Origin of the sequence: Agromyces excoecariae (assembly GCF_051715505.1) — a bacterium.
Classification (GTDB): domain Bacteria; phylum Actinomycetota; class Actinomycetes; order Actinomycetales; family Microbacteriaceae; genus Agromyces.
Genome location: NZ_JBPSLA010000005.1, coordinates 36,568 through 59,876, shown reverse-complemented (window position 1 = coordinate 59,876; position 23,309 = coordinate 36,568). Strand labels below are relative to the sequence as shown.

General features: G+C 72.1%; 19 protein-coding genes. 14 read left to right on the top strand and 5 right to left on the bottom strand.

From position 1 onward, the window contains the following. Positions 1-143: 143 nt before the first annotated feature. Both ACSJD1_RS07040 and ACSJD1_RS07035 read right to left on the bottom strand, forming a co-directional pair. Entirely contained in the window at positions 144-1,196 is a 1,053-nt protein-coding gene (locus ACSJD1_RS07040; protein ID WP_438854607.1) for an ABC transporter permease, read from the bottom strand. Next, positions 1,193-2,677 (bottom strand): sugar ABC transporter ATP-binding protein, encoded by a 1,485-nt coding sequence (locus ACSJD1_RS07035; RefSeq protein WP_438854606.1) that lies wholly within the window; start codon positions 2,675-2,677, stop codon positions 1,193-1,195. The genes ACSJD1_RS07040 and ACSJD1_RS07035 overlap by 4 nt, the downstream gene beginning before the upstream one ends. 297 nt (positions 2,678-2,974) lie before the next feature. Between ACSJD1_RS07035 and ACSJD1_RS07030 the strand changes: the two genes are divergently transcribed. The 11 genes from ACSJD1_RS07030 to ACSJD1_RS06980 all read left to right on the top strand — a co-directional run bounded on the left by ACSJD1_RS07030 (position 2,975) and on the right by ACSJD1_RS06980 (position 14,594). After that, positions 2,975-4,021: a substrate-binding domain-containing protein gene (locus ACSJD1_RS07030; protein WP_438854605.1), complete on the top strand. Its 1,047-nt coding sequence runs from the start codon at positions 2,975-2,977 to the stop codon at positions 4,019-4,021. A 96-nt stretch (positions 4,022-4,117) separates the two neighbouring features. Then, entirely contained in the window at positions 4,118-5,275 is a 1,158-nt protein-coding gene (locus tag ACSJD1_RS07025) for a Gfo/Idh/MocA family protein (protein WP_438854647.1), read from the top strand. 68 nt (positions 5,276-5,343) lie between these two features. After that, entirely contained in the window at positions 5,344-6,513 is a 1,170-nt protein-coding gene (locus ACSJD1_RS07020; RefSeq protein ID WP_438854604.1) for a polyprenyl synthetase family protein, read from the top strand. Between the two features lie 130 nt (positions 6,514-6,643). Next, the gene (locus ACSJD1_RS07015; protein WP_438854603.1) at positions 6,644-7,825 is read left to right on the top strand and encodes an inositol-3-phosphate synthase; all 1,182 of its coding nucleotides are present in this window, start codon (positions 6,644-6,646) and stop codon (positions 7,823-7,825) included. Positions 7,826-7,836: 11 nt separating this feature from the next. Beyond that, complete coding sequence (locus ACSJD1_RS07010) at positions 7,837-8,703, top strand: SCO3242 family prenyltransferase (RefSeq protein WP_438854602.1); 867 nt, start codon at positions 7,837-7,839, stop codon at positions 8,701-8,703. Beyond that, the gene (locus ACSJD1_RS07005) at positions 8,700-9,566 is read left to right on the top strand and encodes a sugar phosphate isomerase/epimerase family protein (protein ID WP_438854601.1); all 867 of its coding nucleotides are present in this window, start codon (positions 8,700-8,702) and stop codon (positions 9,564-9,566) included. The genes ACSJD1_RS07010 and ACSJD1_RS07005 overlap by 4 nt, the downstream gene beginning before the upstream one ends. Positions 9,567-9,571: 5 nt before the next feature. Then, positions 9,572-10,081, top strand: a complete 510-nt coding sequence (locus tag ACSJD1_RS07000; protein ID WP_438854600.1) for an EboA domain-containing protein — start codon at positions 9,572-9,574, stop codon at positions 10,079-10,081. A 2-nt stretch (positions 10,082-10,083) separates the two neighbouring features. Continuing rightward, positions 10,084-10,977 (top strand): TatD family hydrolase, encoded by an 894-nt coding sequence (locus ACSJD1_RS06995; RefSeq protein WP_438854599.1) that lies wholly within the window; start codon positions 10,084-10,086, stop codon positions 10,975-10,977. Between the two features lie 2 nt (positions 10,978-10,979). Beyond that, on the top strand, positions 10,980-12,116 hold the full coding sequence (gene eboE, locus ACSJD1_RS06990; RefSeq protein ID WP_438854598.1) for a metabolite traffic protein EboE: 1,137 nt from the start codon (positions 10,980-10,982) through the stop codon (positions 12,114-12,116). Continuing rightward, on the top strand, positions 12,113-13,543 hold the full coding sequence (locus tag ACSJD1_RS06985) for a nucleotide pyrophosphatase/phosphodiesterase family protein (protein ID WP_438854597.1): 1,431 nt from the start codon (positions 12,113-12,115) through the stop codon (positions 13,541-13,543). Before eboE ends, ACSJD1_RS06985 begins: the two co-directional genes overlap by 4 nt. Before the next feature lie 31 nt (positions 13,544-13,574). Beyond that, positions 13,575-14,594, top strand: a complete 1,020-nt coding sequence (locus tag ACSJD1_RS06980) for a sugar phosphate isomerase/epimerase family protein (RefSeq protein ID WP_438854596.1) — start codon at positions 13,575-13,577, stop codon at positions 14,592-14,594. A gap of 3 nt (positions 14,595-14,597) precedes the next feature. Here ACSJD1_RS06980 and ACSJD1_RS06975 read toward each other — a convergent pair whose 3' ends face one another. Then, on the bottom strand, positions 14,598-16,661 hold the full coding sequence (locus tag ACSJD1_RS06975; RefSeq protein WP_438854595.1) for a cell wall-binding repeat-containing protein: 2,064 nt from the start codon (positions 16,659-16,661) through the stop codon (positions 14,598-14,600). A 201-nt stretch (positions 16,662-16,862) separates the two neighbouring features. Between ACSJD1_RS06975 and ACSJD1_RS06970 the strand changes: the two genes are divergently transcribed. After that, the gene (locus ACSJD1_RS06970) at positions 16,863-18,266 is read left to right on the top strand and encodes a DUF1214 domain-containing protein (RefSeq protein ID WP_438854594.1); all 1,404 of its coding nucleotides are present in this window, start codon (positions 16,863-16,865) and stop codon (positions 18,264-18,266) included. Positions 18,267-18,394: 128 nt separating this feature from the next. On the opposite strand, the gene ACSJD1_RS06965 is transcribed toward ACSJD1_RS06970, so the two are convergent. Both ACSJD1_RS06965 and ACSJD1_RS06960 read right to left on the bottom strand, forming a co-directional pair. After that, positions 18,395-19,066 (bottom strand): ABC transporter ATP-binding protein, encoded by a 672-nt coding sequence (locus ACSJD1_RS06965; RefSeq protein ID WP_438854593.1) that lies wholly within the window; start codon positions 19,064-19,066, stop codon positions 18,395-18,397. A 73-nt stretch (positions 19,067-19,139) separates the two neighbouring features. Continuing rightward, positions 19,140-20,627, bottom strand: a complete 1,488-nt coding sequence (locus ACSJD1_RS06960) for an ABC transporter permease (protein WP_438854592.1) — start codon at positions 20,625-20,627, stop codon at positions 19,140-19,142. Between the two features lie 246 nt (positions 20,628-20,873). Here ACSJD1_RS06960 and ACSJD1_RS06955 point away from each other — a divergent pair, with 246 nt between their 5' ends. Continuing rightward, positions 20,874-21,623 carry a response regulator transcription factor gene (locus tag ACSJD1_RS06955; protein WP_438854591.1) on the top strand — a complete coding sequence of 250 codons (750 nt, stop codon included), beginning with the start codon at positions 20,874-20,876 and terminating at the stop codon, positions 21,621-21,623. Then, positions 21,620-23,245 (top strand): sensor histidine kinase, encoded by a 1,626-nt coding sequence (locus tag ACSJD1_RS06950; RefSeq protein ID WP_438854590.1) that lies wholly within the window; start codon positions 21,620-21,622, stop codon positions 23,243-23,245. Before ACSJD1_RS06955 ends, ACSJD1_RS06950 begins: the two co-directional genes overlap by 4 nt. Positions 23,246-23,309 lie beyond the last annotated feature (64 nt).

Here is a 23,309-nt window from a genome sequence, read left to right as displayed (position 1 = left end):
TCGAGCCGAGCGCGTTCACATGGGGCCGCGCCTCGCCGTGCGCACTTACGTCAACCATGCGTCGATTCTCCCATACCTTCCGGCATAACTCGCATGCGTATGCATCCTCCGGAATACGCTCCGGAGGCTCACTCGCGCAGCGGCTACTGCGACTTCGATCCCTGTCCCGCGAAGCGTTGCTGCAGCAGCACCGCGATCACGATGATCACGCCCTTCGCAACCGCCTGCACGGAGGTCGAGAGGTTGTTCTGCGTGAACACGTTGGTGAGCGTCGCGAAGATCAGGACGCCGAAGACGGTGCCCGTGATCGTGCCGCGACCGCCGACGAGGAGCGTGCCGCCGACGACGACCGCGGCGATCGCGTCGAGCTCGTAGAGCGTGCCGTGGGTCGAGGTGCCCGCGGTGGTGCGGCCGAGGATCATGACCGCGGCGATGCCGGCGGTGAGGCCGGCGAGGGCGTAGAGGTACATCGTGTGCCGGCGCACGGCGAGACCGGCGAGTCGCGCGGCCTCGCGGTTGCCGCCGATGGCGACGGTGCGACGGCCGAACGTCGTGCGGTTGAGCAGGATCCAGCCGGCGACGGCGACGATCACGAAGATCCAGATGAGCATGTCGATGCCGATCAGGTCCATGTTCATGAACTCGATGAACTCCGGGATCCGCACGACCTGCGTCGTCCGGTTCGCCAGGATCTCGGCGAGGCCGCGTGCGGCGACGAGCATCGCGAGCGTCGCCATGAAGGCGACCACCTTGCCGTAGGCGATGACGAAGCCGTTCAGGAATCCGGCCGCGAGGCCGACGGCGAGGGCGGTGAAGACCATCACGAGCCAGGTCGAGTTGTCGGCGGCCGCCTGGATGGCGGACAGCGTCGCGACGACCGATGCGAGGCCCATCACCGAGCCGACGGAGAGGTCGATGCCGCCGCCGATGATGACGAACGTCATGCCGATCGAGATCACGCCGATGATCGAGGCGAGGCGGATGATCACGAGGATGTTGTCGATGTTCGTGAACCGATCACCGGCGGTGATCGCGCCGACGACGAAGAGCGCGGCGAGCGCGAGGATCAGGCCGAGGTTGCGGCCGACGGATCCGCTCAGGAGGCTCCTCGCGGTGAACCGGCGGCGCGGCTCGGGCTGCGGCGCTTCGGGGCCGGCCTCGGCCGGGGCGACGGTCTGGGACTGGGACTCGCTCACGCGGCGGTTCCTTTCATCACGAGGTCGAGCACCTGGTGCTCGTCGATCTGGTCTGACTTCACGGTGGTGAGGATGCGGCCGTCCCCGACGACGAGGACGGTGTCGGCGAGGCCCAGCACCTCCTCGATCTCGCTGGACACGACGACGACGGCGTCGCCGTTCGCTGCGAGACGTCGGATGAGGGCGTAGATCTCGGCGCGGGCGCCGACGTCGACGCCGCGCGTCGGCTCGTCGAGGAGGAGCACGGACGTGCGGTTGACGAGCCAGCGGGCGAGCAGGATCTTCTGCTGGTTGCCGCCCGAGAGCGTGCGCGCGGGCCGGTCCGGGTCGGCCGGTCGGAGCTCGAGGGCGTCGATCTGGTCGGCGGCGATGCGGCGCTCGCGGCGTTCGTCGACGAACCCGCCCCTGGCGAACCTGGTGAACGAGGAGAGCGTGACGTTCCGGAAGATCGGTTCGTCGAGCAGCAGGCCCTGGCTCTTGCGCTCCTCCGGCGAGAGCCCGATGCCCGCACGGACCGCGTCGCGGACCGAACCCCGGCGGAGCTCCCGACCATTCGCCCGCACCGTGCCCGCGGTCGCGCGCCGCGCGCCGTAGATGGTCTCGAGGATCTCGGAGCGACCGGAGCCCACGAGGCCGGCGAGGCCGACGATCTCGCCCGCGCGCACCGTGAAGTCGACGTCGGCGAAGACGCCCTCGAGCGAGAGGCCCTCGACCTCGAGAGCGAGCGGTGCGTCGTCGGCGATCGGGGTCGCCGCCGGGAACACGTTCTCGACCTCGCGGCCGGTCATGCGCCGGATGAGCTCCGAGGTCGGGGTCTCGGCCACGTCGAGGCCGTTCGCGGTGCTTCGGCCGTCCTTCAGGACCGTGATGCGGTCGCCGATCTCCCGGATCTCCTCGAGCCGGTGGGTGATGTAGACGACGGCGATGCCCGCTGCGGTGAGTTCGCGGATGACGCGGAAGAGGTTCTTCACCTCCTCGCCGTCGAGCACGGCGGACGGCTCGTCCATGATGATGAGGCGCGTGTCGTGCGAGAGCGCGCGAGCCATGCTCACGATCTGCTTGTTCGCCGCGCTGAGCGAGCCGACCTCCCGGGAGGGCGAGAGGTCGCCGTGGCCGAGGCGTTCGAGCAGGCGCCTGGTCCGCGAGTTCGCCTCGCCGGCGCGGAGGAAGCCGCCCACCGCGAGCTCGTGCCCGAGGAAGATGTTCTCGGCGATGGTCAGGCCGTCGACGACGTCGAGCTCCTGGTACATCGTGGCGATGCCGAGCTCGATGGCGGCCTGCGGCGAATGGAGGGAGACCTCGTCGCCGTCCCACTCGATCGTGCCCGCGTCGGGGAGGTGCGCCCCGGCGAGGGTCTTGATCAGCGTCGACTTGCCCGCGCCGTTCTGGCCGAGGATGCAGTGCACCTCGCCGGCGGCGATCTCGAGGTCGACGTTCTTGAGCGCCTGGACGCCCGAGAAGTTCTTCGAGATCCCGCTCATTCGGAGTAATGCCGGAAGATGGTCGTCTTTGATCACTCGAAAATCATAACGGGATACCGCGATGTCGCAAGTGGTTTTTCCGGATTGCCTCCCGACGGCGCCTCATCGGTGCGCCGGGCCCGGGATCACGAGTGTCTCGAACTTATAACGCGCCACAAACATAAGTTGCGCAAATCCGACTACCTTCTGCTACGCTCACGAAACGTCAGCGTGGACTCCGTTGGGTGTGGTGGCATCCGGATGGATACGAGGTCCATCTGGCGGTGCTGCGTCACTTCCAATGAGAGGACTACACGAATGAGTGTCACCCGCACTTCACGAGCCCGCATGCTGGTCATGGCGGGCGCATCCCTCGCGGTCGCCGGCCTGCTGGCCGGTTGCACCGCGGGCGGTTCCGAGTCGAACGTCACGGAGAACCAGAACTCCGCCGAGGAGAACGCTGCGGCCGGCGACACGGTCGTCATCGGCTTCTCGGGCCCCGCGGCCGACCACGGCTGGCTCGGCGCCATCAACTCGGCCGCCCAGGCGGCGGCCGACAGCTACTCCGACGTCGAGCTCCGCGTCGCGGAGGGCACGAACGACGCCAACCTCCAGATCAGCCAGGTCGAGACGTTCGTCAACGACGGCGTCGACGCCATCGTGCTGCTGCCCACCGACGGCGCGGCGCTGACCGAGGCGGCGACCAAGGCGATGGAGGCCGGGATCCCGGTCATCAACGTCGACCGCGAGTTCTCCAGCCCGTTCGCCGCCCGCGCCACGATCCTGGGCGACAACTACGGCATGGGCGTCTCGGCCGGCACGTACATCTGCGAGCGCCTCGGTGGCCAGGACGACGCGGTGATCGCCGAGATCGCCGGCATCGACTCGCTGCCGCTCACGCAGGACCGCTCCGCGGGCTTCGCCGACGCGCTCTCCGACTGCGGACTCGAGGTCACCAACCGCGTCGCCGCGGACTTCACCGTCCAGGGCGGCGAGGCCGTGACCTCGCAGCTGCTGTCGGCCGCACCGGAGATCGACGCGATCTGGAACCACGACGACGACCAGGGCGTGGGCGTGCTCGCGGCCATCGACGCCGCGGGTCGCGACGAGTTCTTCATGGTCGGCGGTGCGGGCAGCGCGAACGCGATGCGCGCCATCCAGTCGGGCGACTCGGTGCTCGAGGCGACGGTCATCTACCCGTCGACCCAGGCGGCCGACGGCATCGCGCTGGCTCGACTGATCGCGCAGGGCAAGACGATGAGCGATCTGTACACGCCCAGCGTCGCGAACCGGATCGTCCTCGACGCGCCGGTCGTGACCGCGGAGAACGTGGACGAGTTCATCCAGTTCGCCTTCGAGTCCTGACCCGAACCCCCACGAGGCTGGGCGCCCCGCGGGGCGCCCAGCCTCCCCTACCCAGAAAGGCACTCGATCGGCATGCGTGAACGACTTCGCGTCGCGATGGTGGGCAATGGATTCATGGGAGCCGCCCACTCGCAGGGATGGCGCGTCGCCCCGAGGTTCTTCGACCTCACGGCCGAGCCGACGATGGACGTCCTCGTCGGTCGAGATCCGGATCGGGCCTCCGCCTCCGCCGAGAAGTGGGGTTGGCGCGAGTCGGCCTCGGACTGGCGCGAGGTCGTCACGCGAGACGACATCGACATCGTCGACATCGTCACCCCGGGCGACTCGCACGCGGAGATCGCGATCGCCGCGCTCGAGGCCGGCAAGCACGTGCTCTGCGAGAAGCCGCTCGCGAACTCGTCGGCCGAGGCTGAGGAGATGACCCGCGCCGCCGAGGCCGCGGCCGCCCGCGGCATCCGCTCGATGGTGGGGTTCACGTACCGGCGCCTGCCGGCGACCGCCTTCGCGCGGCACCTCATCGCCGAGGGCCGGATCGGCGAGGTGCGCCACGTGCGCGCCTCGTACCTGCAGGACTGGCTCGTCGACCCCGAGTCGCCCATGACCTGGCGGCTGAAGAAGGACCGCGCCGGATCGGGTGCGCTCGGCGACATCGGCGCACACGCCGTCGACATGGCCGAGTACCTCACCGGGCTCCGGGTCGCGGAGGTGTCGGGCCTGCTCGAGACGTTCGTACGCCAGCGGCCGATCGCGGGCTCCTCGTCCGGGTCGATCTCGGGCGGGTCGGCGGCGCCGGCCACCGGCGTCGACGAGGTGACCGTCGACGACGTCGCGTTCTTCCACGGGCGCTTCGCATCGGGCGCGCTCGGCTCGTTCGAGGCCTCGCGCATGGCGACGGGCCGCAAGAACGCGCTCCGCGTCGAGGTGTCCGGGTCGCAGGGGGCGATCGCGTTCGACCTCGAGCACCTCAACCGCATCGAGTACTACGACGCGTCGGCCCCGGCCACGGAGCAGGGCTTCACGTCGATCATCGTCACCGAGCCGGAGCACCCGTGGGTGTCGGCGTGGTGGCCGGCCGGACACCTCCTGGGCTACGAGCACGGGTTCGCCAACCAGGCGAGGGACTTCGTCGAATCGATCGCCTCCGGCTCCGACCCGAGCCCGTCGTTCGCCGACGGCCTGCACGTGCAGCGGGTGCTCGACGCGGTCGAACTGAGCTCGGGCGCGGCGAGCGCCTGGACCGGCGTCGCCGGCTAAGCAGGGGACTGACCGCAGGACGGGGCGATCCGGACGGCCGGGTTCCGCGGACGAAGGGGAGGTGCGCGATGACGTCGATCGGATCCGTGCGGCTCGAGGAGCGGGCGGCGCGCGCGACCGAGGCGGTCGACGGCCCGCATGACGGGATGGGCCGAGACGAGGTGGACGCGCGTCGCGCGGCCGACCTCGTCGCCCGCATCGAGGCCGCGGTCGCCCGAGCGCCGGCGGCGGTCTCGGCCGCATGGGCGGCGGTGGACGCCCCGGCCGCCGACCAGCCCGAGCTGCGGGAGCTCGTCGACCGGCTCGCCGCGCAACGAGGCGGGAAGTACCTTCGGTCCAGGCTGGCGGCAGCGGCCTACCTCGGCATGGGCGGAGTCGATGCCGCGGCGTGCGACGCCGTCGCCGCGGCGGTGCAGCTGCTCCACGTCGGATTGTGCGTGCACGACGACCTGATCGACGGTGACGACCGCCGGCACGGCCGCCCGAACCTGTTCGGCGCGACGCGCGAGTCGTTGCGCTCGATCGGCACGGGCGCGACGGCCGAGCACCAGGCGGCCTCGGCCGCGGTGCTCGGGGGCGATCTGGCCATCGCCGAGTGCATGGGGGTGCTCGCGCGCGCTCCCGTGTCCGACCGGATCAGGGTCTCGCTCGTCCTCGAGGCCGTGACCGCCCTGGAGTGCGCGATCTCGGGCGAGCTGATGGACGTGCGCGGCGAGGAGCTCCCGCCGGAGGCGGCACGACCCGGTCGGACGGCCGAGCTGAAGACCTCGGGCTACAGCATCGCGCTGCCGCTCCGTCTCGGCGCCGTTGCGTCCGACCGAGCGGATGACGCGTCCCAGGCCGCGCTCGACGAGTTCGGCCGGCATCTCGGCGTCGCCTACCAGTTCATGGACGACGAGTTGGCGGTCTTCGGCGATCCGGCTCGCACCGGCAAGTCGACGAGCTCCGACGTCCGTTCCGGCAAGCGGACCTTCCTGCTCCAGCTCGCGTACGCGGGGTCGTCGGAGCAGGACCGTGCGAGCCTCGACCGCGATGTCGGCCGGCCCGACCTGTCCGACGCGGGGGTCGAGCGCGTGCGCGCGATCATGCGCGACAGCGGCGCGCTGGACCGTCACCGGGCGTGCATCGTCCGCCGCGCGGCCGATGCCGTGGACGCCCTCCACGGCGCCGGCCTCCCGGACGCGCTCGTCGCCTACCTCACAGTGCTGGCCAGGAGTGTTCCGGGCCGTTCAGCCTGACTTTCGATTGGATTCGAGCGGGTTATCGCTCCATACCGACAACTTATGATTGACCGAGGGCGCAAGCTGGACTAACTTCGGAACCGGGCACGGCCCACGCGCAACGGTGCACAGGAAATGGAGTTCGACGATGAACGAAGGACGAACCGGCATCTGGTTCGTGGGCGCTCGGGGGAGCGTCGCGACGACCGCGACCGTCGGCCTCGCCGCGCTCGCCGAGGGCCTCGTCGCGCCGGTCGGGCTGACCACCGCCGGGCCGGAGTTCGACGGCGTCGACCTTCCCGGCTTCGCCGACCTGGTGGTGGGCGGCCACGACGTCGACGACACTCCGCTCGCCGACCGCGCTCGCCGACTCGCCGCGGGCGGCATGCTCCCGGGTCGCATCGTCGAGGCCGTCGCACCGCGACTCGACGCGATCGATGCCGACCTCCGCCTCGTCGCCCGCACGCCGCGCGGAAGCCAGCGCGACGAGATCGCACGCCGCGCGGCCGACATCCGCGACTTCCGCGAACGCCACGGACTCGCCCGGGTGGTCGTCATCGACGTCGCCTCCACCGAACCGCTCCCCGCCGACCGACCCGAATTCCACGACCGCGCCGCCCTCGAGGCGGCGCTCGACGACGACGCCTCCGAGCCGCTGCCCTCCAGCACGCTCTCGGCGATCGCTGCCGTCTCAGGTGCGCACGCGCCCTACGCGTGCTTCACCCCGTCCCTCTCGCTCGGGATCCCCGCGCTCCGCGACCTCGCCACGGAGTCCGGCGTGCCGGTCGCCGGACAGGACGGCAAGACCGGCGAGACGCTCCTCCGAACGGTGCTCGCGCCGATGTTCGCCTCGCGCGGCATGCGCGTGCTCTCGTGGGCCGGCGCGAACCTCCTCGGCGGCGGCGACGGCGCGACGCTCGCCGACCCGGCAGCCGTGCAGTCCAAGCTCGCGTCGAAGAACCGCGGGCTCCACGACCTCCTCGGCGACGACGTCGTGACGCCCCTCCACATCGACAACGTGCCCGACCTCGGCGACCTCAAGACCGCGTGGGACCACGTGCACGCCGAGGGGTTCCTCGACACCAGGATCACGCTCCAGACGACCTGGAGCGCCTACGACTCGACGCTCGCGGCGCCGCTCGTGATCGACATCGCGCGACTGCTCTCGCTCGCCGACGGGGCCGGCATCACCGGCAAAGTCGCCGAACTCGGCTACTTCTTCAAGGACCCGTGGGGCAGCGACGAGCACGCGTTCGCCCGCCAGGCCGATGAGCTCGTGTCGTGGGCGCTCCGGACGGCGGTCCGCAGGTCCGCGGCGCAGGTGGCCTGAGGCGGCACGCGGTGGACGCCTCCACGTTCCTCCAGCTCGTCCGCGCGCCCGCCGGGCTCACGGTGCTCGGCGATGCGACGGCGGGCATGGCCGCGGCCGGTCGGCGCGGCATCCTCCCGCGCCTCGGGCTGCCCGTGGCCTCCGTCCTCCTCTACTGGGGCGGCATGGCGCTGAACGATGCGGCCGATGCCGAGCTCGACCGGGTCGAACGCCCCGAGCGGCCGATCCCGTCGGGTCGGGTCTCGCGGCGCGCCGCCGTGGCGACGGCCGCCGCGCTCACCGCGGCGGGCATGACCGTGGCGGGCCTCACGGGCGGACGACCCTCGCTCGTCGTGGCGGCCCCGCTCGCCGCGTCGATCTGGGCCTACGACCTCGCAGCCAAGCGGGGCGTGCTCGGCCCGGTCGTCATGGCGGCGTGCCGCGGCCTCGACGTGCTGCTCGGTGCAGGCGCCGACGGCGCGGCGGCCGCGGCCCGGCCCGCGATCGTCATGGCGGGGCACACCGCGAGCGTCACCGCGCTCGCGCGCGGCGAGGTGCACGGCACGCATCGGTTCGTGGCGATGTCGGCGGCTGCGGCGACGGCGGGTGCGGCGATCGCCTCGGTGCGACCGGCGGCGGATGCCGCGGGCCTCGTGTCGTGGGTCGCCGCGCTCCGGTTCGCGGTGCCGACCATCCGCGCGCAGGCCGGCGCCGCCGGAACGCCGACCGCGCCCGTCGTCCGCGACGCCACGCGCCGGGGCATCCTGGCCATGGTGCCCCTGCAGGCGGCGCTCACCGCCCGTGCCGGCCGCCCGGTCGACGCGCTCGTGCTGCTCGCGATCGACGTGCTCGGTGGCCTGCTCATGCGGCGCGGCGCGAAGGGTCGTGAGATCACGTGACCGCGCCCACGACCGTCGCGAGGCCCGTGCTCGGATACGGCACGAACGGCCTGGCCGACCATCCGCTCGACGCCGCGCTCGAGGTCGTCCGGTCGAACGGCTACGGCGCGATCGCATTGACGCTGGGTCATCCGCACTTCGATCCGTCCGCCGAGGGCTGGCAGGGCCGCGCCGCGCTGCTTCGCCGCGAGCTCGAGGCTCGTGGCCTGCGGATCGTGGTCGAGACGGGCGGCCGGTACGTGCTCGATCCGTTCCGCAAGCACCGTCCGAACCTGCTCGATGACGACGCCGGGGCGGAACGTCGCGTGGCGTTCCTCCTCCGTGCGATCGAGATCGCCGCGATCCTCGACGCCGACTGCGTCTCGCTGTGGTCGGGCGTCCGGCCCGAGGGCGTCGACGCCGGTCTCGCCTGGGACCGCATCGTGGAGCGGATGACACCGGTCGTCGCTGCGGCCCGGGCCGCCGGGGTCCGGCTCGGCTTCGAGCCCGAGCCGGGGATGCTCGTCGAGACCGTCGCCGACGCGCTGCGACTGCGGGCCGACCTCGGCGAGCCGCCGGAGTTCGGCATCACGGTCGACCTCGGCCACTGCGTGGTCGTCGAGCCGGGCGGGGTCGAGGCCGCGCTGCGGGCCGCGGGCGACCTGATCGTGAACGTTCAGGTCGACGACATGCTTCCGCACGCGCACGAGCACCTGGAGCTCGGCACGGGGTCGCTCGACCTCGAGCTCGCGTTCCGTACGCTCGCGGAGCTCGGCTACGACGGCATCGCCGCCGTGGAACTGCCGCGGCACTCGCACGCGGCCCCGCGCCTCGTGCGCGAGAGCATCGAACGGCTCGACGAGGTCATCGGAGGGATCGGGTGAACGGCATGGGTGAACAGGCGGACTTCCGCACCGGCGCGCCGGGGGCGCGGTCGAGCGCGACGACGACGTCGGCGAGGGCGGGCGCTCCGGCGATCGTCGTGGCCGACGAGCTCGAGACGCGCTACCGCAGCGGCGACACCGAGGAGCGTATCGAGGTGCTCGGCGTGCTCGACCGCATCGCGGGGGAGCATGCCGCGCCCGACCTCGTGCGTTCGGTCGGCCTCGACCTCGTGCGAGACGCGCTCCGGACGAACGATCCGCGGCTGGTCGCAGCGGCGATGGGTCCGTTCGCCGGACGTCACCTCGGCGACCACGACTGGCGGCACGGGGTCGTGAAGCTGGTGTTCATGGGCGTGCCGCTCACGGGCGTCGCGCGGCTCCACGAACGCGCCGACGACGAGCTCGCCCGCATGGCGGAGGACCTGGCCGAGGAGCGCGCCGCCGCCGGTCGACCGATCCCGGATGACCTGCGGGCGCTGCTGCCCGCCGACGCATCCCTCGAGAAAGGACGCTGAGCATGCGCATCTTCGACCCGCACATCCACATGACCTCGCGTACGACCGACGACTACGAGGCGATGTACGCCGCCGGCGTCCGCGCCGTGGTCGAGCCGGCGTTCTGGCTCGGGCAGCCGCGGACGGGGGTGTCGAGCTACCTCGACTACTTCGACGCGATCACGGGGTGGGAGCGGTTCCGGGCGTCCCAGTTCGGCATCCGCCACCACGCGGCGATCGCGCTGAACCCCAAGGAGGCGAACGATCCGCGCTGTCGCGAGGTGCTGCCCGAGCTCGACCGCTACCTCCGTCGAGAGTCGGTCGTCGCGGTCGGCGAGACGGGGTACGACTCGATGACGCCCGAGGAGGACGAGGTGCTCGAGACCCATCTCGACCTGGCGAAGCGGCACGGCCTTCCGGTCGTCGTGCACACGCCGCACCGCGACAAGAAGCACGGCACGCAGCGCACCCTCGACGTCGTCGCGAACTCGGGCATCGCGCCCGAACTGGTCGTGATCGATCACCTCAACGAGGTCACGGTCGACCTGGTGGCCGAGCGAGGCTGCTGGATGGGATTCTCGATCTACCCCGACACGAAGATGGACCCGCTTCGCATGGTCGCGATCCTCGAGCGGCTCGGCACCGAGCGGATGCTCGTGAACTCCGCCGCCGACTGGGGACGCTCCGATCCGCTGCTGACGGCGAAGACCGGTCGGGCCATGCTCGGGGCAGGGTTCACCGCGGCGGACGTCGAGGGTGTGCTGTGGGAGAACCCGGTCGCGTTCTACGGGCAGAGCGGCCGGCTCGACGTGAGCCCGCTCCCCGGGTTCGAGCTCGGCGGCGACGCCGAGCTGTTCGAGGGCAACTCGATCCTGCGGGGCGCCGCCGCGACGCCCGCCCCGGCGGGGGCGAACTGAGGATGCACCTCTCGTACTGCACCAACGTGCACCCGGCCGAGGACCTCGACGGCGTCCTCGTCCAGCTCCGCGCGGCGGCCGGTCCGATCCGGCGCGCGGCGGGGCTCGACGTGCTCGGCGTCGGCCTGTGGCTTCCCGCGCCGCTCGCCGCGCGCCTCGCGAACGAGCCCGCCGCACTGGATCGGCTGCGGCAGGCGCTCGAGGAGGAGCGGCTCGAGGTGCGCACGCTCAACGCGTTCCCCTACGAGGCCTTCCACGCCGACGTCGTCAAGCTCGGCGTCTACTCGCCGGACTGGACCGACCCGGCTCGGCTCGAGTACACGATCGATGCCGCCCGGGTGCTCGCCGAGCTCCTGCCGCCCGGCGCGGAGGGCAGCATCTCGACCCTGCCGCTCGGCTGGAGGGAGGGGTGGGATGCCGAGGCCGACGCCGAAGCGCTCGTCGCGCTCGGTGCGCTCGGCTCGGAACTCCGCGCCATCCGCGCGGAGACCGGACGCGTCATCCGCCTCGCCATCGAGCCGGAGCCGGGATGCGTGCTCGACGACGTCGCCGACACGGTCGCCTGGCTCGACCGGCACCGCGACCGCGTCGACCTCGAGCACGTCGGGATCTGCCTCGACACGTGCCACCTCGCGGTCTCGTTCGCCGATCCGCGTACCGAGGTCGAGCGCATCGCGGGCGCGGGCATCAGGATCGCGAAGGTGCAGGCGTCGGCCGCGCTGCACGTCGAGGACCCCGGAGCCCCGAACGCTCGGCGAGCCGTCGCCGCGTACCGCGAGGACCGCTACCTGCATCAGGTCCGCGAGGACGCGGCCGACGGAGTCATCCGCGCCGACGACCTGCCCGAGGCGCTCGAGGCCCTCCCGGCGTCGGCACCGTGGCGGGTGCACTTCCACGTGCCCCTGCACCTGGAGCCGGAGCCACCCCTCGCGGCGACGACCGGGGTGCTCGAGGTCGCACTCGACGCGGTCGCGTCGAGCCAGCCCGTCGACCACTTGCACGTGGACGTCGAGACCTACACCTGGTCGGTGCTCCCGGGCGTCGACGCCGAGCACCCGCTCGACCTCGTCGAGGGCATCGCCGGCGAGCTGCGGTGGGCGTCGGCCCGCCTGGCCGTGCGGCAGGGGCAGCCCGCATGACCCGCCCGGTGCTGCTCCTCGACGTGGTCGGCCTCACCGCCGACGCGCTGCGGCACATGCCGCGGTTGTCGCGCATGGCGTCGCGCGGCTCGCGTGCCGAGCTCGGGACGGTGCTTCCCGCGGTGACCTGCTCGGTGCAGTCGAGCGTCCTGACCGGGCGGATGCCGGCCGAGCACGGCATCGTCGGCAACGGATGGTACTTCCGCGAACTCGGCGACGTGCTGCTCTGGCGGCAGCACAACCGGCTCGTCGAGGGCGAGAAGCTCTGGGAGACCGCGCGGCGCCGCGCCGGCGGCGCCTACGCCAGCGCGAACCTCGGCTGGTGGTACGCGATGGGCGCGACCACCGACCTCACCGTCACCCCGCGCCCGATCTACCACGCCGACGGCCGTAAGTCGCCCGACTTCTACGCCCGGCCGCCGGCGCTCCACGACGAGCTGCGCGACGCCCTCGGCGAGTTCCCGCTCTTCCAGTACTGGGGGCCGACCGCGAGCATCCGCTCCACCCGGTGGATCGCGGACGCGACGCGCCGCGTGCTCGACCGGCCCGACGCGCCGGAGCTCACCATGGCCTACCTGCCGCACCTCGACTACGACCTGCAGCGCTTCGGCCCCGACGCCCCGGAGGCGGCGCGGGCCGCCGCCGACCTCGACGCGGCGATGACTCCGCTCCTCGACCAGGCCGACGCGCAGGGCGTCACCGTCGTCGCCCTCGCCGAGTACGGCATCGCGGGCGCCGACCGCCCCGTCGACGTGAACCGGGCGCTGCGTCGGGAGGGCCTGCTCGAGGTGCACGTGCAGGACGGGCGCGAGCAGCTGGACCCGTGGACCTCGCGCGCGTTCGCCGTCGCCGACCACCAGGTCGCCCACGTGTACGTCGCCGACCCCGCCGACGAGCCGCGCGTCGCCGCCATCCTGCGCTCCCTCGACGGCGTCGACGTGGTCCTCGACCGCGACGCGCAGGCCGGGTACGGCCTCGACCATCCCCGGTCGGGCGAACTCATCGCGGTCGCCGAGCCCGGCGCGTGGTTCACCTACTACTTCTGGCTCGATGACGACGCCGCGCCCGAGTACGCGCGCGGCGTCGACATCCACCGCAAGCCCGGCTACGACCCCGCCGAGCTGTTCTTCGACCCCGCCGACCGCCTCGCGAGGGCCAAGGCGGCGGGCAACCTGGCGCGCAAGGCGCTCGGCCTCCGCTACGCCATGAGCACGGTGCCGCTCGACCCGTCGTGCGTGCGCGGCACCCACGGTCGCCTGCCGGATTCCGCGGCCGACACCCCCCTGCTGCTCGCCTCCGACCCGGCGTTCCTCGACGGCACGGGGGACCGAGTGCCCGCGACCGCGGTCCGCGACCTCGTGCTCCGGCACCAGGGCCTGGCCGAGCGGATGCCGCAGCCCGCCGGGCGCGACCGTGTCGCGCCCTGATGACCACCGACCACCGAGAGAGGATCCCAGCATGACCGACACCCCATCCACCCACCCCGTCACCCTGTTCACGGGGCAATGGGCCGACCTGCCGTTCGAGGAGGTCGCGCGCCTGGCCTCGGAGTGGGGCTACGACGGCCTCGAGATCGGCATCGGCGGGGACCACCTCGACACGAAGCTCGCCGACGAGGAGCCGGGCTACCTGAAGGAGAAGCTGGAGCTCCTGAAGCGCTACGACCTGAAGGTGTACGCGATCTCGAACCACCTGACCGGCCAGGCCGTGTGCGACGACCCGATCGACTTCCGCCACCAGGCGATCGTGCGCCCCTACACGTGGGGCGACGGCGACGCCGAGGGCGTGCGGCAGCGCGCCGCGGAGGACATGAAGCGCACGGCCCGCGTCGCGCGGAAGCTCGGCGTCGACACCGTGGTGGGCTTCACCGGCTCGAAGATCTGGCAGTACGTCGCGATGTTCCCGCCGGTGCCCGCGTCGGTCATCGACGCGGGCTACGAGGACTTCGCGAACCGCTGGAACCCGATCCTCGACGTGTTCGACGACGAGGGCGTGCGCTTCGCGCACGAGGTGCACCCGTCCGAGATCGCCTACGACCACTGGACGAGCGTGCGCACGCTCGAGGCGATCGATCGCCGCCCGGCGTTCGGCTTCAACTGGGATCCGAGCCACATGATGTGGCAGGGCGTCGATCCGGTCGGGTTCATCTGGGACTTCCAGGACCGGATCTACCACGTCGACTGCAAGGACACGCGCATCCGGACGGCGAACAGCCGCTCCGGCATCCTCGGCTCGCACCTGCCCTGGGGCGACCCGCGTCGCGGCTGGGACTTCGTCTCGACCGGGCACGGCGACGTGCCCTGGGAGGACGCGTTCCGCGCGCTCGACGCGATCGGCTACTCGGGCCCGATCTCGGTCGAGTGGGAGGACGCCGGCATGGACCGCCTGCACGGCGGCCCGCAGGCGCTCGAGTACGTGCGCTCCCTCATCTGGCCGCGTCCGACCGCGTCGTTCGACGCTGCGTTCTCGAACCAGTAGGGCTCAGTACCACTTCGCGAACGACTGGTACTCGGAGAACCCGGCGGGCGCGTCAACTGCGCCCGGCATCCAGTACCCGTCGGCGAGCCAGCCGTACGACCACTGGAAGTGGCCCATGGCGCCCCGGTAGGGCGGCGGCGTCTTGGGCCACGGGTGGCACATCAGGCTGCAGTACTCCGCGACGGTGGCGCCGAACGCCCGGCCGGCTTGGCTGTGACCGACCGGGGCGTACTGGCTTCCGGGCAGGCCGAGGTCGATCGTGCCGAGCGTCTCCTGCACCGCCCCGTGATCGGGGTGCTCGTTGCGATACCCCTGATCGGTGTCGTTGTAGAAGCCCGCGCCGATGATGTCGCCCTCCACTTGCGTCGGGAAGCGATCGGCGAGTGCCCGGGTGGTCTGGATGGCCCACAGGACCTCGTCGGGCACGAGCGCGCCCATGTCGAAGGAGATGAACGCCCGATCCTCGCCGACGGCGAGGTCGAAGTAGTCGGCCGGCTGGATCTCGTCCGTCTCGGAACGGCGCTGCGGCACGGGGACCTGGCGACCCTCGAACTCGACCGGCCCGCTCGTCAGTCGCTCCCAGGGCCCGACCGGGCCCAGCTCCGTGCCGTCCATGAAGGCCCGCCAACTGTCCATCCGGTGCTTCGAGCACCGCTCGGAGTTCGGCAGCCCGGTCGGTTGCGGCTGCGGCAGGTACTGCTCGGAGGTCCAGGGATTGGCGACCGGCCCGCCGGTGCAGTAGCTGGTCCCTTCGCCCGTCGTGAGGACGATGATGACGTCGTAGCGGCGGGGGTCGGGCCGGCCGATGACCGACCAGGCCGAGAAGTCGTCATCCGGGTGCGCGACCACGACGTACCGGAGGACCCGGCCCTCGTCGGGCAGCCACCAGGACACCCGCCGCGCCGCATCCAGCGTGGCGCGCGGAGGCGCCGCGCCGGCGTCGACGAGGAGGAGGGGGCTGCCGGCGGCTCCGGCCACGGGGCCCGCGCTGAGCGCATCGGGGAAGGCTCGTCCGGATGCGAGGACGACGCTCGGCGTGGTGGGCTCGAAGAAGCGGTCCGCCACCGCGGCGGCGGTCGCGTACCGGTCGGGGCCGGCGACGCGGACGACCTCGCCTCCGGTGATGGACCGGATGCGCGAGACGACGGTGTCGCCGACCACCCCCGTGCCGCCGATGACGTAGACCACATCGGGACGGAGTCTCGAGAGTTCGGCCTCGGTCGCCGCAGGAACGGCGGATGCCGTCACCAGCAGTGAGGGCGCCCCCACCATGGCTGCTGCGGGCCCCGCCGCCAGGGCATCGGGGAAGTCGAGCCCGCTCATGACGAACGCGGCGGGCGCCGATGCGAAGAAGTTGCCCGAGAGGGCGGCCGCCGTTGCGAACCGGTCCGGTCCGGCGAGGCGGCGCACCGACGCCGATGGTACCGCGGCCGCGACCGCTGCCGCGACTCCGTCGGTGATGACCCCCGTGCCACCGGCGATCCAGACGTTCGCGGGCGCGAGTCGGACCAGTTCGGCGGCGACGGCGTCGGGGAGGAACGTGCCACGCGTGAGGAGGACCGGACCGCCCCGGTTCCCCGCGATGGGCGAGACGGCGACGCCGTCGGGGAAGTTCTCTCCGCTGGCGAGCCACACGTCGGTCGTCCCGGACGGGAAATGGCCCTCGCTCAGCGCCACCGCCGTGAGGTACCGATCGGCGCCGGCTCCCCGATCGGGCGTGCGGTCGGTGACCGAGCCGGTCGTCGCGAGGGCCGAGGCGCTCACCACGGAGGTGCCGCCTGCCGCGAGCACCGTCCCGACGATCCGGTTCTCGACCGGGGCGGCCTGGAAGCCCGCCTCCAACGACCGGTCGCGAGTGGTCGGCGCGTCCGTCGACTCGAGCACGTCGCTCGGGTTCTCCGGCGGGCTGGTGTCGAGCGGCGGATCATCCGGCTCGCCGAGCGGCTCCCGGGGCGCGGTGGCCGGGGGTTCGGGATCCGGCACCGGATCCGCCACGGCGGGCGGGACCGCGAATCCCCCGAGCACCACCGCGAGCGCCGCTGCGCCAACGAGCCATCTCGTCTTCACATCAACTCCCCCTACAGGAGGACCGTACGTCGTCTTCGTCGACAGGTTCAGCCCCAAGACGTGGGACATCCGTGCAGCACCGGAAGGGCCACTGGTCCCGACGGCGGTACCCGCCCCTGTGGTACCGTCCGCGCGGAAACGGCAGTCGGACCCGCACGGCACGCGTTCGGGTGAATCGGCTCGCCCGAACGGGGGAACACCATGCACCGTCGCAACGGGGTCCGCACCAGGCTGACCCGAACCGTCGCTCTCGCCGCCTCCGCCGCCGTCGCGCTGGTCCTGGCGATCGCCGCACCGGCGGCCGCCGCGCCGCCGTCCGGCAACAACGGCGGCAAGGACATCGCCTCGACGACCGAGAACTACCTCACGACCTTCTACCCGATCTGGTTCACGCACTTCCAGACCACCGCGCTCCCGGTGCCGGTGAACCACTTCATCGGCCCGAGCACGATCTCCCCGATCTACCAGGCCGTCGTGGCGATCAACGACGACACCCTCTACGCGAGCACTCCGCTCGACGTCGGCGACACCCCGGTCGGCGTCTACGTCCCGGCGACTCCGGTCGCCTACTCCGTCCTGCTCGTCGATCCCTACGGCAACGTCTACCCCTCGGGCATCCCGTCGCGGAAGGCGGGCGAGGGCACGGAGAGCATCGAGTACGCGCTGATCGGGCCGGGCGCCTCGGACGACCTCCTGGGTGCGAACGTCGTCAGGCTGCCGCTCGAGCACATGATCATGATCTTCCGGGTCGACAAGCACATCGGGACCGATGACGTGACCGATGAAGCGAACACGTTCCGCACCGGCATCCTCGTGGACGGCGTTCCGACGGCCATCAAGCCGGTCGAGGAGTTCGGGGTCCCGGTGAAGACGATCGCCGACGACCTCGTCCGCGTCGCTCCGATCGACTTCCTGCGCCAGATGCAGGTCGCGGTCGCCGACGACGGTTGGACGCCGCCGCTGACTCGCCAGGAGCAGAAGCTCTCCGACGACTTCGACGCGCTGTTCGGCGACGGGTCGAGCCTGACGTCGGCCGAGCGCGCGCAGTTCGCCCGGGGGGCCAGGTCGGCCCACGACGCCCTCATCGCGAACTACCTCGACAGCCGGGGGTCGACGAACTGGACCCACTTCACCAACATCGGCGCGTGGAAGAAGAACGTGCTCGATCGTGCATCGATCACGGAGTTCTGCCAGTACTGCAACACGATCGAGACGGCCGCGTACTACCACGCGTTCTTCGACGGGAACGGCGCACCGCTCGACGGGTCGAACGCGAACGGCTACGTGCTGACGTTCCCGGCCGACGCGATCCCGGACGCCGAGCGGTTCTGGTCGCTGACGGCCTACACGCCGCAGGCGATCCAGCCCATCCCGAACGAGCTCGACAAGTACGTCGTCGCGAGCTACACCGAGGGCCTGGAGACGAACCCGGACGGCTCGATCTCGATCTACATGTCGGTGACCCAGCCCGACGGCGTGCCGGTCGCGAACTGGCTCCCGGTGCGCGACGGGGCGTTCAACGTGATGCTTCGCGTCTACGGCGTCGTGCCGAAGAGCGACATCGCGAAGGACAAGTACCTCCCGCCGGCCATCCAGCTGCGCTGAGTCGTGCCGCCGACGGCGCCCGCCCACCACGTCGGTGGGCGGGCGCCTCGCCGTGCGCGGGCACGGCGTGCCCGGATGGGGGCGGACGCCGCCGCCGGAGGGCAGGGCCGCGGCATCCGCCCGGTCGGCTACGCCCGCTCGGTCACCGTTCCGTGCGTGAGGTGCAGCCGACGTTCGGCGCGCCTCGCGACGGCCGAGTCGTGGGTCACGATCACGAGCGTGAGCCCGCGATCGCGGTGGAGGCCCTCGAGGAGCGCCATGATCTCGTCGCGGGTCTGCTCGTCGAGGTTGCCGGTGGGTTCGTCGGCGAGGAGCACGTCGGGGTCCTTCACGAGCGCTCGCGCGATCGCCACGCGCTGCTGCTGCCCGCCCGAGAGCTCGCTCGGCACGTGATCGGCGCGATCGCCGAGGCCGACCGACTCGAGGGCGTCGGCCGCGCGGCGGCGACGCTCCTCGGCAGGGACGCCGAGCGGCTCGAGTGCCGTCTCGACGTTCTCCTGCGCGGTGAGCGTCGGGATGAGGTTGAAGCCCTGGAAGACGAAGCCGATCTCGGTGGCCCGGATGCGGCCGAGCTTCGCGTCGGGCATGCCCGACAGGTCGGCCTCGCCGAGCGAGATCCGACCGGAGGTCGGGCGATCGAGCGCGCCGAGCATCTGCAGCAGCGTGGACTTGCCGCCGCCGGTCGGACCCTGGATCGCCACGAGCTGGCCCGCCGGGATCGTGAGGCTCACGTCCCTCAGCGCATGGATCGTGCGTTCCTTCTGCCGATAGGTCTTCGTGAGGTTCTCGAGTGTGTACATGTGGTGGTCCTTCCGGTGTCCGATGGTCTGGCGACGGATGCCGCGCTGGCGGGCGGATGTCGCCGGGGGAACGTCAGGCGACGCTGCGGAGCGCCTCGGCCGGGCGGAGCCGACTGGCGCGCCATCCGCCGATCGCGCCCGCGAGCAGCCCGCCGAGCACCGCGAGTCCGACCGCGAGCGCGACGACCGTCACGGTGACCGGGGCGTTCAGGATCACCTCCGTGGTCTCCTGCGCCGCGGCGAACGGGCCGCCCGCACCGCCGAATCCGCCGGGGCCCCCTTCCCCCGCAGGGCCTGCAGCCATGGGGGACGACGTGGTCGCGAGGCTCGGGGAGATCGCGTTGATGATGCCGATGCCGATGAACCCGAGCGCGAGGCCGGCGGCGCCGCCGATGAGGCCCTGCACGAGCGACTCGCCCGCGACCTGGCCGACGATGCGGCGGTTCGACCAGCCGATCGCCTTCAGCGTGCCGAACTCTCGCGTGCGCCGGGTGACGCCCTGGATGGTGAAGAGGATCGCGATGAGGAACGCGGCCGCGAGCACCGCGACCGAGAGCCAGAGGCCCAGGCTCGAGATGAGCGAGCTCGCACTGCCGAGCGAGCCGGAGACGCTCGCGGCGAGGTCCTCCTGGGTGCTCACGGTCTGGTCGGGCAGGGCCGCCTCGAGGTCGGCCTTCACGGCCGGGATGTCGGAGGCTGACGCGGCCTGGACGGAGATGTCGGAGACCTGGCCGTCCATGCCGGACAGCTCCTGGGCCACGTCGAGCGGAATGTACGCGTTCGACGCGGTCGCGGCATCCGCCGCCGTCGAGGTGACGGTGCCGACGACATCGAACTCGGTGCCGCCGAGGTCGATCGTGTCGCCGACCGCGATGCCCTCGGTCGTGGCGTACTCCGCATCGAGGACGACGACGTGCTCGCCCGCGTCGCCCGAGACGAGGCCGCGCCCGTCGGCGATTTCGACCGCGCTGAGCGGACCGATCGCCTCGGCGCCCGGGTCGACGCCGGTCACGCTCACGCTCGTCACGTCGAACGCGCCGCCGCCGAAGCCGCCGACGGCTCCGCCCTCGCCCGGCGCGGGCATCGTGCCGCCTGCCGCCTGGTCGCCGGCGGACTGGTCGGTGGGCGGCTCGGGCAGCTCGCCGTCGAACGTGACGTTGGTCAGGCTGAGCGTGGCGGATGCCGCGGCCACGCCGTCCACGCCCTCGACCGTGTCGAGCACCGATGCGTCGAACGTCGACGTGCCCCGGTCGACCGTCAGGCGCGAGTTGCTGAGCGTGGTGCCGCCGTCGGTGACCTCGCCGTCCTCGGTGCCGAACTCGAACCGGACGCCGGGTCCGCCGCCCTCGCCCTCCTCGGGCGGGGCCGCCGCCTGCGAGACGGTGAGGTCGGTGCCGACGCCGTACACGGACTCGAGCACGGCGGCCTGCGCGTCGCGCACGCCCGCCGAGACGGCGTCGACGATCATGACGAGTGCGATCGCGAGCGCCATCCCGACCGCGATGATCGCGGTCTGCCGGCGGCGCCCGGCGAGCTCGCGCCGGAGGTAGGTGAAGAACATTCGGGGGTCCTCATCGTGTCGAACACGGCCCGCGGCGGTCGCGGGCACGGCTCGGACGCTACGGACGGGGTCTGTGGCGGCACGATGGCGGACCTATGCATCGGGTATGAGTCCGCTCCCCGTGACACCCCGGCCGACCCCGGCGTGCCGGGGCGCACCGCGGTGCGACCGGGCCCATGGCGGGGTCACAGGCGGCATTCGCTCGCGTCATAGGAACCGCACAGGAACACGCGCATACTCGAAGGCATGAGCATGGAGACCGGCACCGGAACCGCGCACCGACCGCAGATCGCGAAGGCGGACGGAAGCGCCGTGCGCGTTCTCGTCGTGGACGACGAGAACTCCCTCACCGACCTCCTGAAGATGGCCCTCCGCTACGAGGGCTGGGAGGTGCGGACCGCCTCCGACGGCCTCGGCGCGGTGCGCACCGCGCGCGAGTTCCGACCCGACGCCATCGTGCTGGACATCATGCTCCCCGACATCGACGGACTCGAGGTGCTCCAGCGCGTGCGTGCCGACGGCACCGAGACGCCGGTGCTGTTCCTCACCGCGAAGGACTCGCTCGACGACCGCATCGCGGGCCTGACCGCGGGCGGCGACGACTACGTCACGAAGCCGTTCAGCCTCGAGGAGGTCGTGGCACGCCTGCGCGGACTCATCCGTCGCTCGACGCTCACGCTCGCCCAGGCGAAGGACCCGGTGCTCCGCGTCGGCGACCTCTCGCTCGACGAGGATTCGTACGAGGTCGAGCGCGACGGCACCTCGATCGAGCTCACCGCGACCGAGTTCGAGCTGCTCCGCTTCCTCATGCGGAACCCCCGCCGCGTGCTCTCGAAGGCGCAGATCCTCGACCGCGTCTGGAACTACGACTTCGGCGGCAAGGAGTCGGTCGTCGAGCTCTACATCTCCTACCTGCGCAAGAAGATCGATGCGGGCCGCGACCCGATGATCCACACGGTCCGCGGTGCGGGCTACATGCTGAAGGCGGCGGGATGACGCATCCGGGCGCGCCGGGCTACGCGGCCGCCGCCCGGCGTGCCGCGTCCGAGCGCGTGCAGGCGACGGATGCCGCGGGCGATGCCGCCGCCCGCGGCGACGCGTCGACGGGCGGCAGCGGAGACTCCTCCGCCGTGCGCCGTCGACGTGCGCCGCAGACGCTCCGCCGCCGGCTGCTCTTCGTCATCGCCGCGCTCGTCGTGCTGGTCAGCGCGATCGTCGGCCTCGTGAGCGTCGCGTCGCTGCACAACCAGCTCATGGCGCGCATGGACGCGCAGCTCGTCCAGGCGACCGACCGCGCGGCGCGGACGCTCGGCGAGGAACGCGAGGAGGGCGAGGACCACGAGGATCGGGTGCCGCTGCCGCCCGAAGGCGCCGAGGCACTGCTCCGCATCCCCGGCCAGCCCGTCGGCGCGATCGCCGCGCTGGTCACCGATCGCGCGGTCGTGACGTTCGGCGCGATCGACGAGGAGGGCGACTTCGTCGATCCGCCCGAGGCGATCGCACCGGTCCTCGCCTCCGTGCCTCCGGACCGGACGCCCGTGACGGTCGAGCTCGACGAACTCGGGGAGTACCGAGCGATCGCCGCGCCCACCGACGGCGGGTTCTCGTTCGTCGTCGCCTTCCCGCTCGCCGAGGTGAATGCGACGACGGCGCAGCTCGCGGTCACCGTGAGCGTCGTCGCGATCGCCGGCCTCGCGGCCGCCCTCGTGCTCGGCGCGGTGATCGTGCGGCGCGCGCTCGTGCCCCTCGACCGTGTCACCGAGACCGCGACGCTCGTCTCCGAGCTGCCCCTCGCGCGCGGCGACGTCGAACTGCCCGACGAGGTCCCCGTCGACGACGAGCGGACCGAGGTCGGGCGGCTCGCGACCTCGTTCAACCGCATGCTCGGTCACGTGTCCGCATCGCTGTCGGCTCGCGAGCAGTCAGAGCGCAAGGTCCGCCGGTTCGTCGCCGACGCCAGCCACGAGCTCCGCACGCCGCTCGCCTCGATCCGCGGGTACTCCGAGCTCACGCGCCTGCACGGCGGCGACCTGCCGCCCGACGTGGTGCACGCGCTCGGCCGCATCGAGTCGGAATCGCTCCGGATGACGGACCTCGTCGAGGACCTGCTCCTGCTGGCCCGGCTCGATGAGGGCCGGGAGCTCAGGCGCGATCCCGTCGACATCACGCAGCTCGTGATCGACGCCGTGGGCGACGCCCAGGTGGCCGCCCCCGGTCACGATTGGCGCGTCGAGGTGCCCGACGACGAGGTGACGGTCACGGGCGACGCGAGCCGGCTCCACCAGGTCGTCGCGAACCTGCTCGCGAACGCCCGGGTGCACACGCCGGAGGGCACGGAAGTCGTCGTCCGCGTGAGCCGCGTGCGCGCGGCATCCGCCGGTTCGACGCCCGGCCGGGTCCGGGTGACCGTGACCGACGACGGCCCCGGCATCGACCCCGCCGTGCGGGCGAGCCTGTTCGAGCGCTTCGCGCGCGGCGACGCGTCGCGATCGCGCCGTGCCGGCAGCACCGGCCTCGGACTCGCGATCGTGAAGGCCGTCGTCGAGGCGCACAACGGCACGGTCGACGTCGAGAGCGAGCCCGGCCGCACGGTGTTCGTCGTCGACCTCCCCGCCTGACCGCCCGCCCCCCGCCCCTCGTCCGGCCCCCGGCCGGGCGAGAGATGACGGGAATCGTCGCATC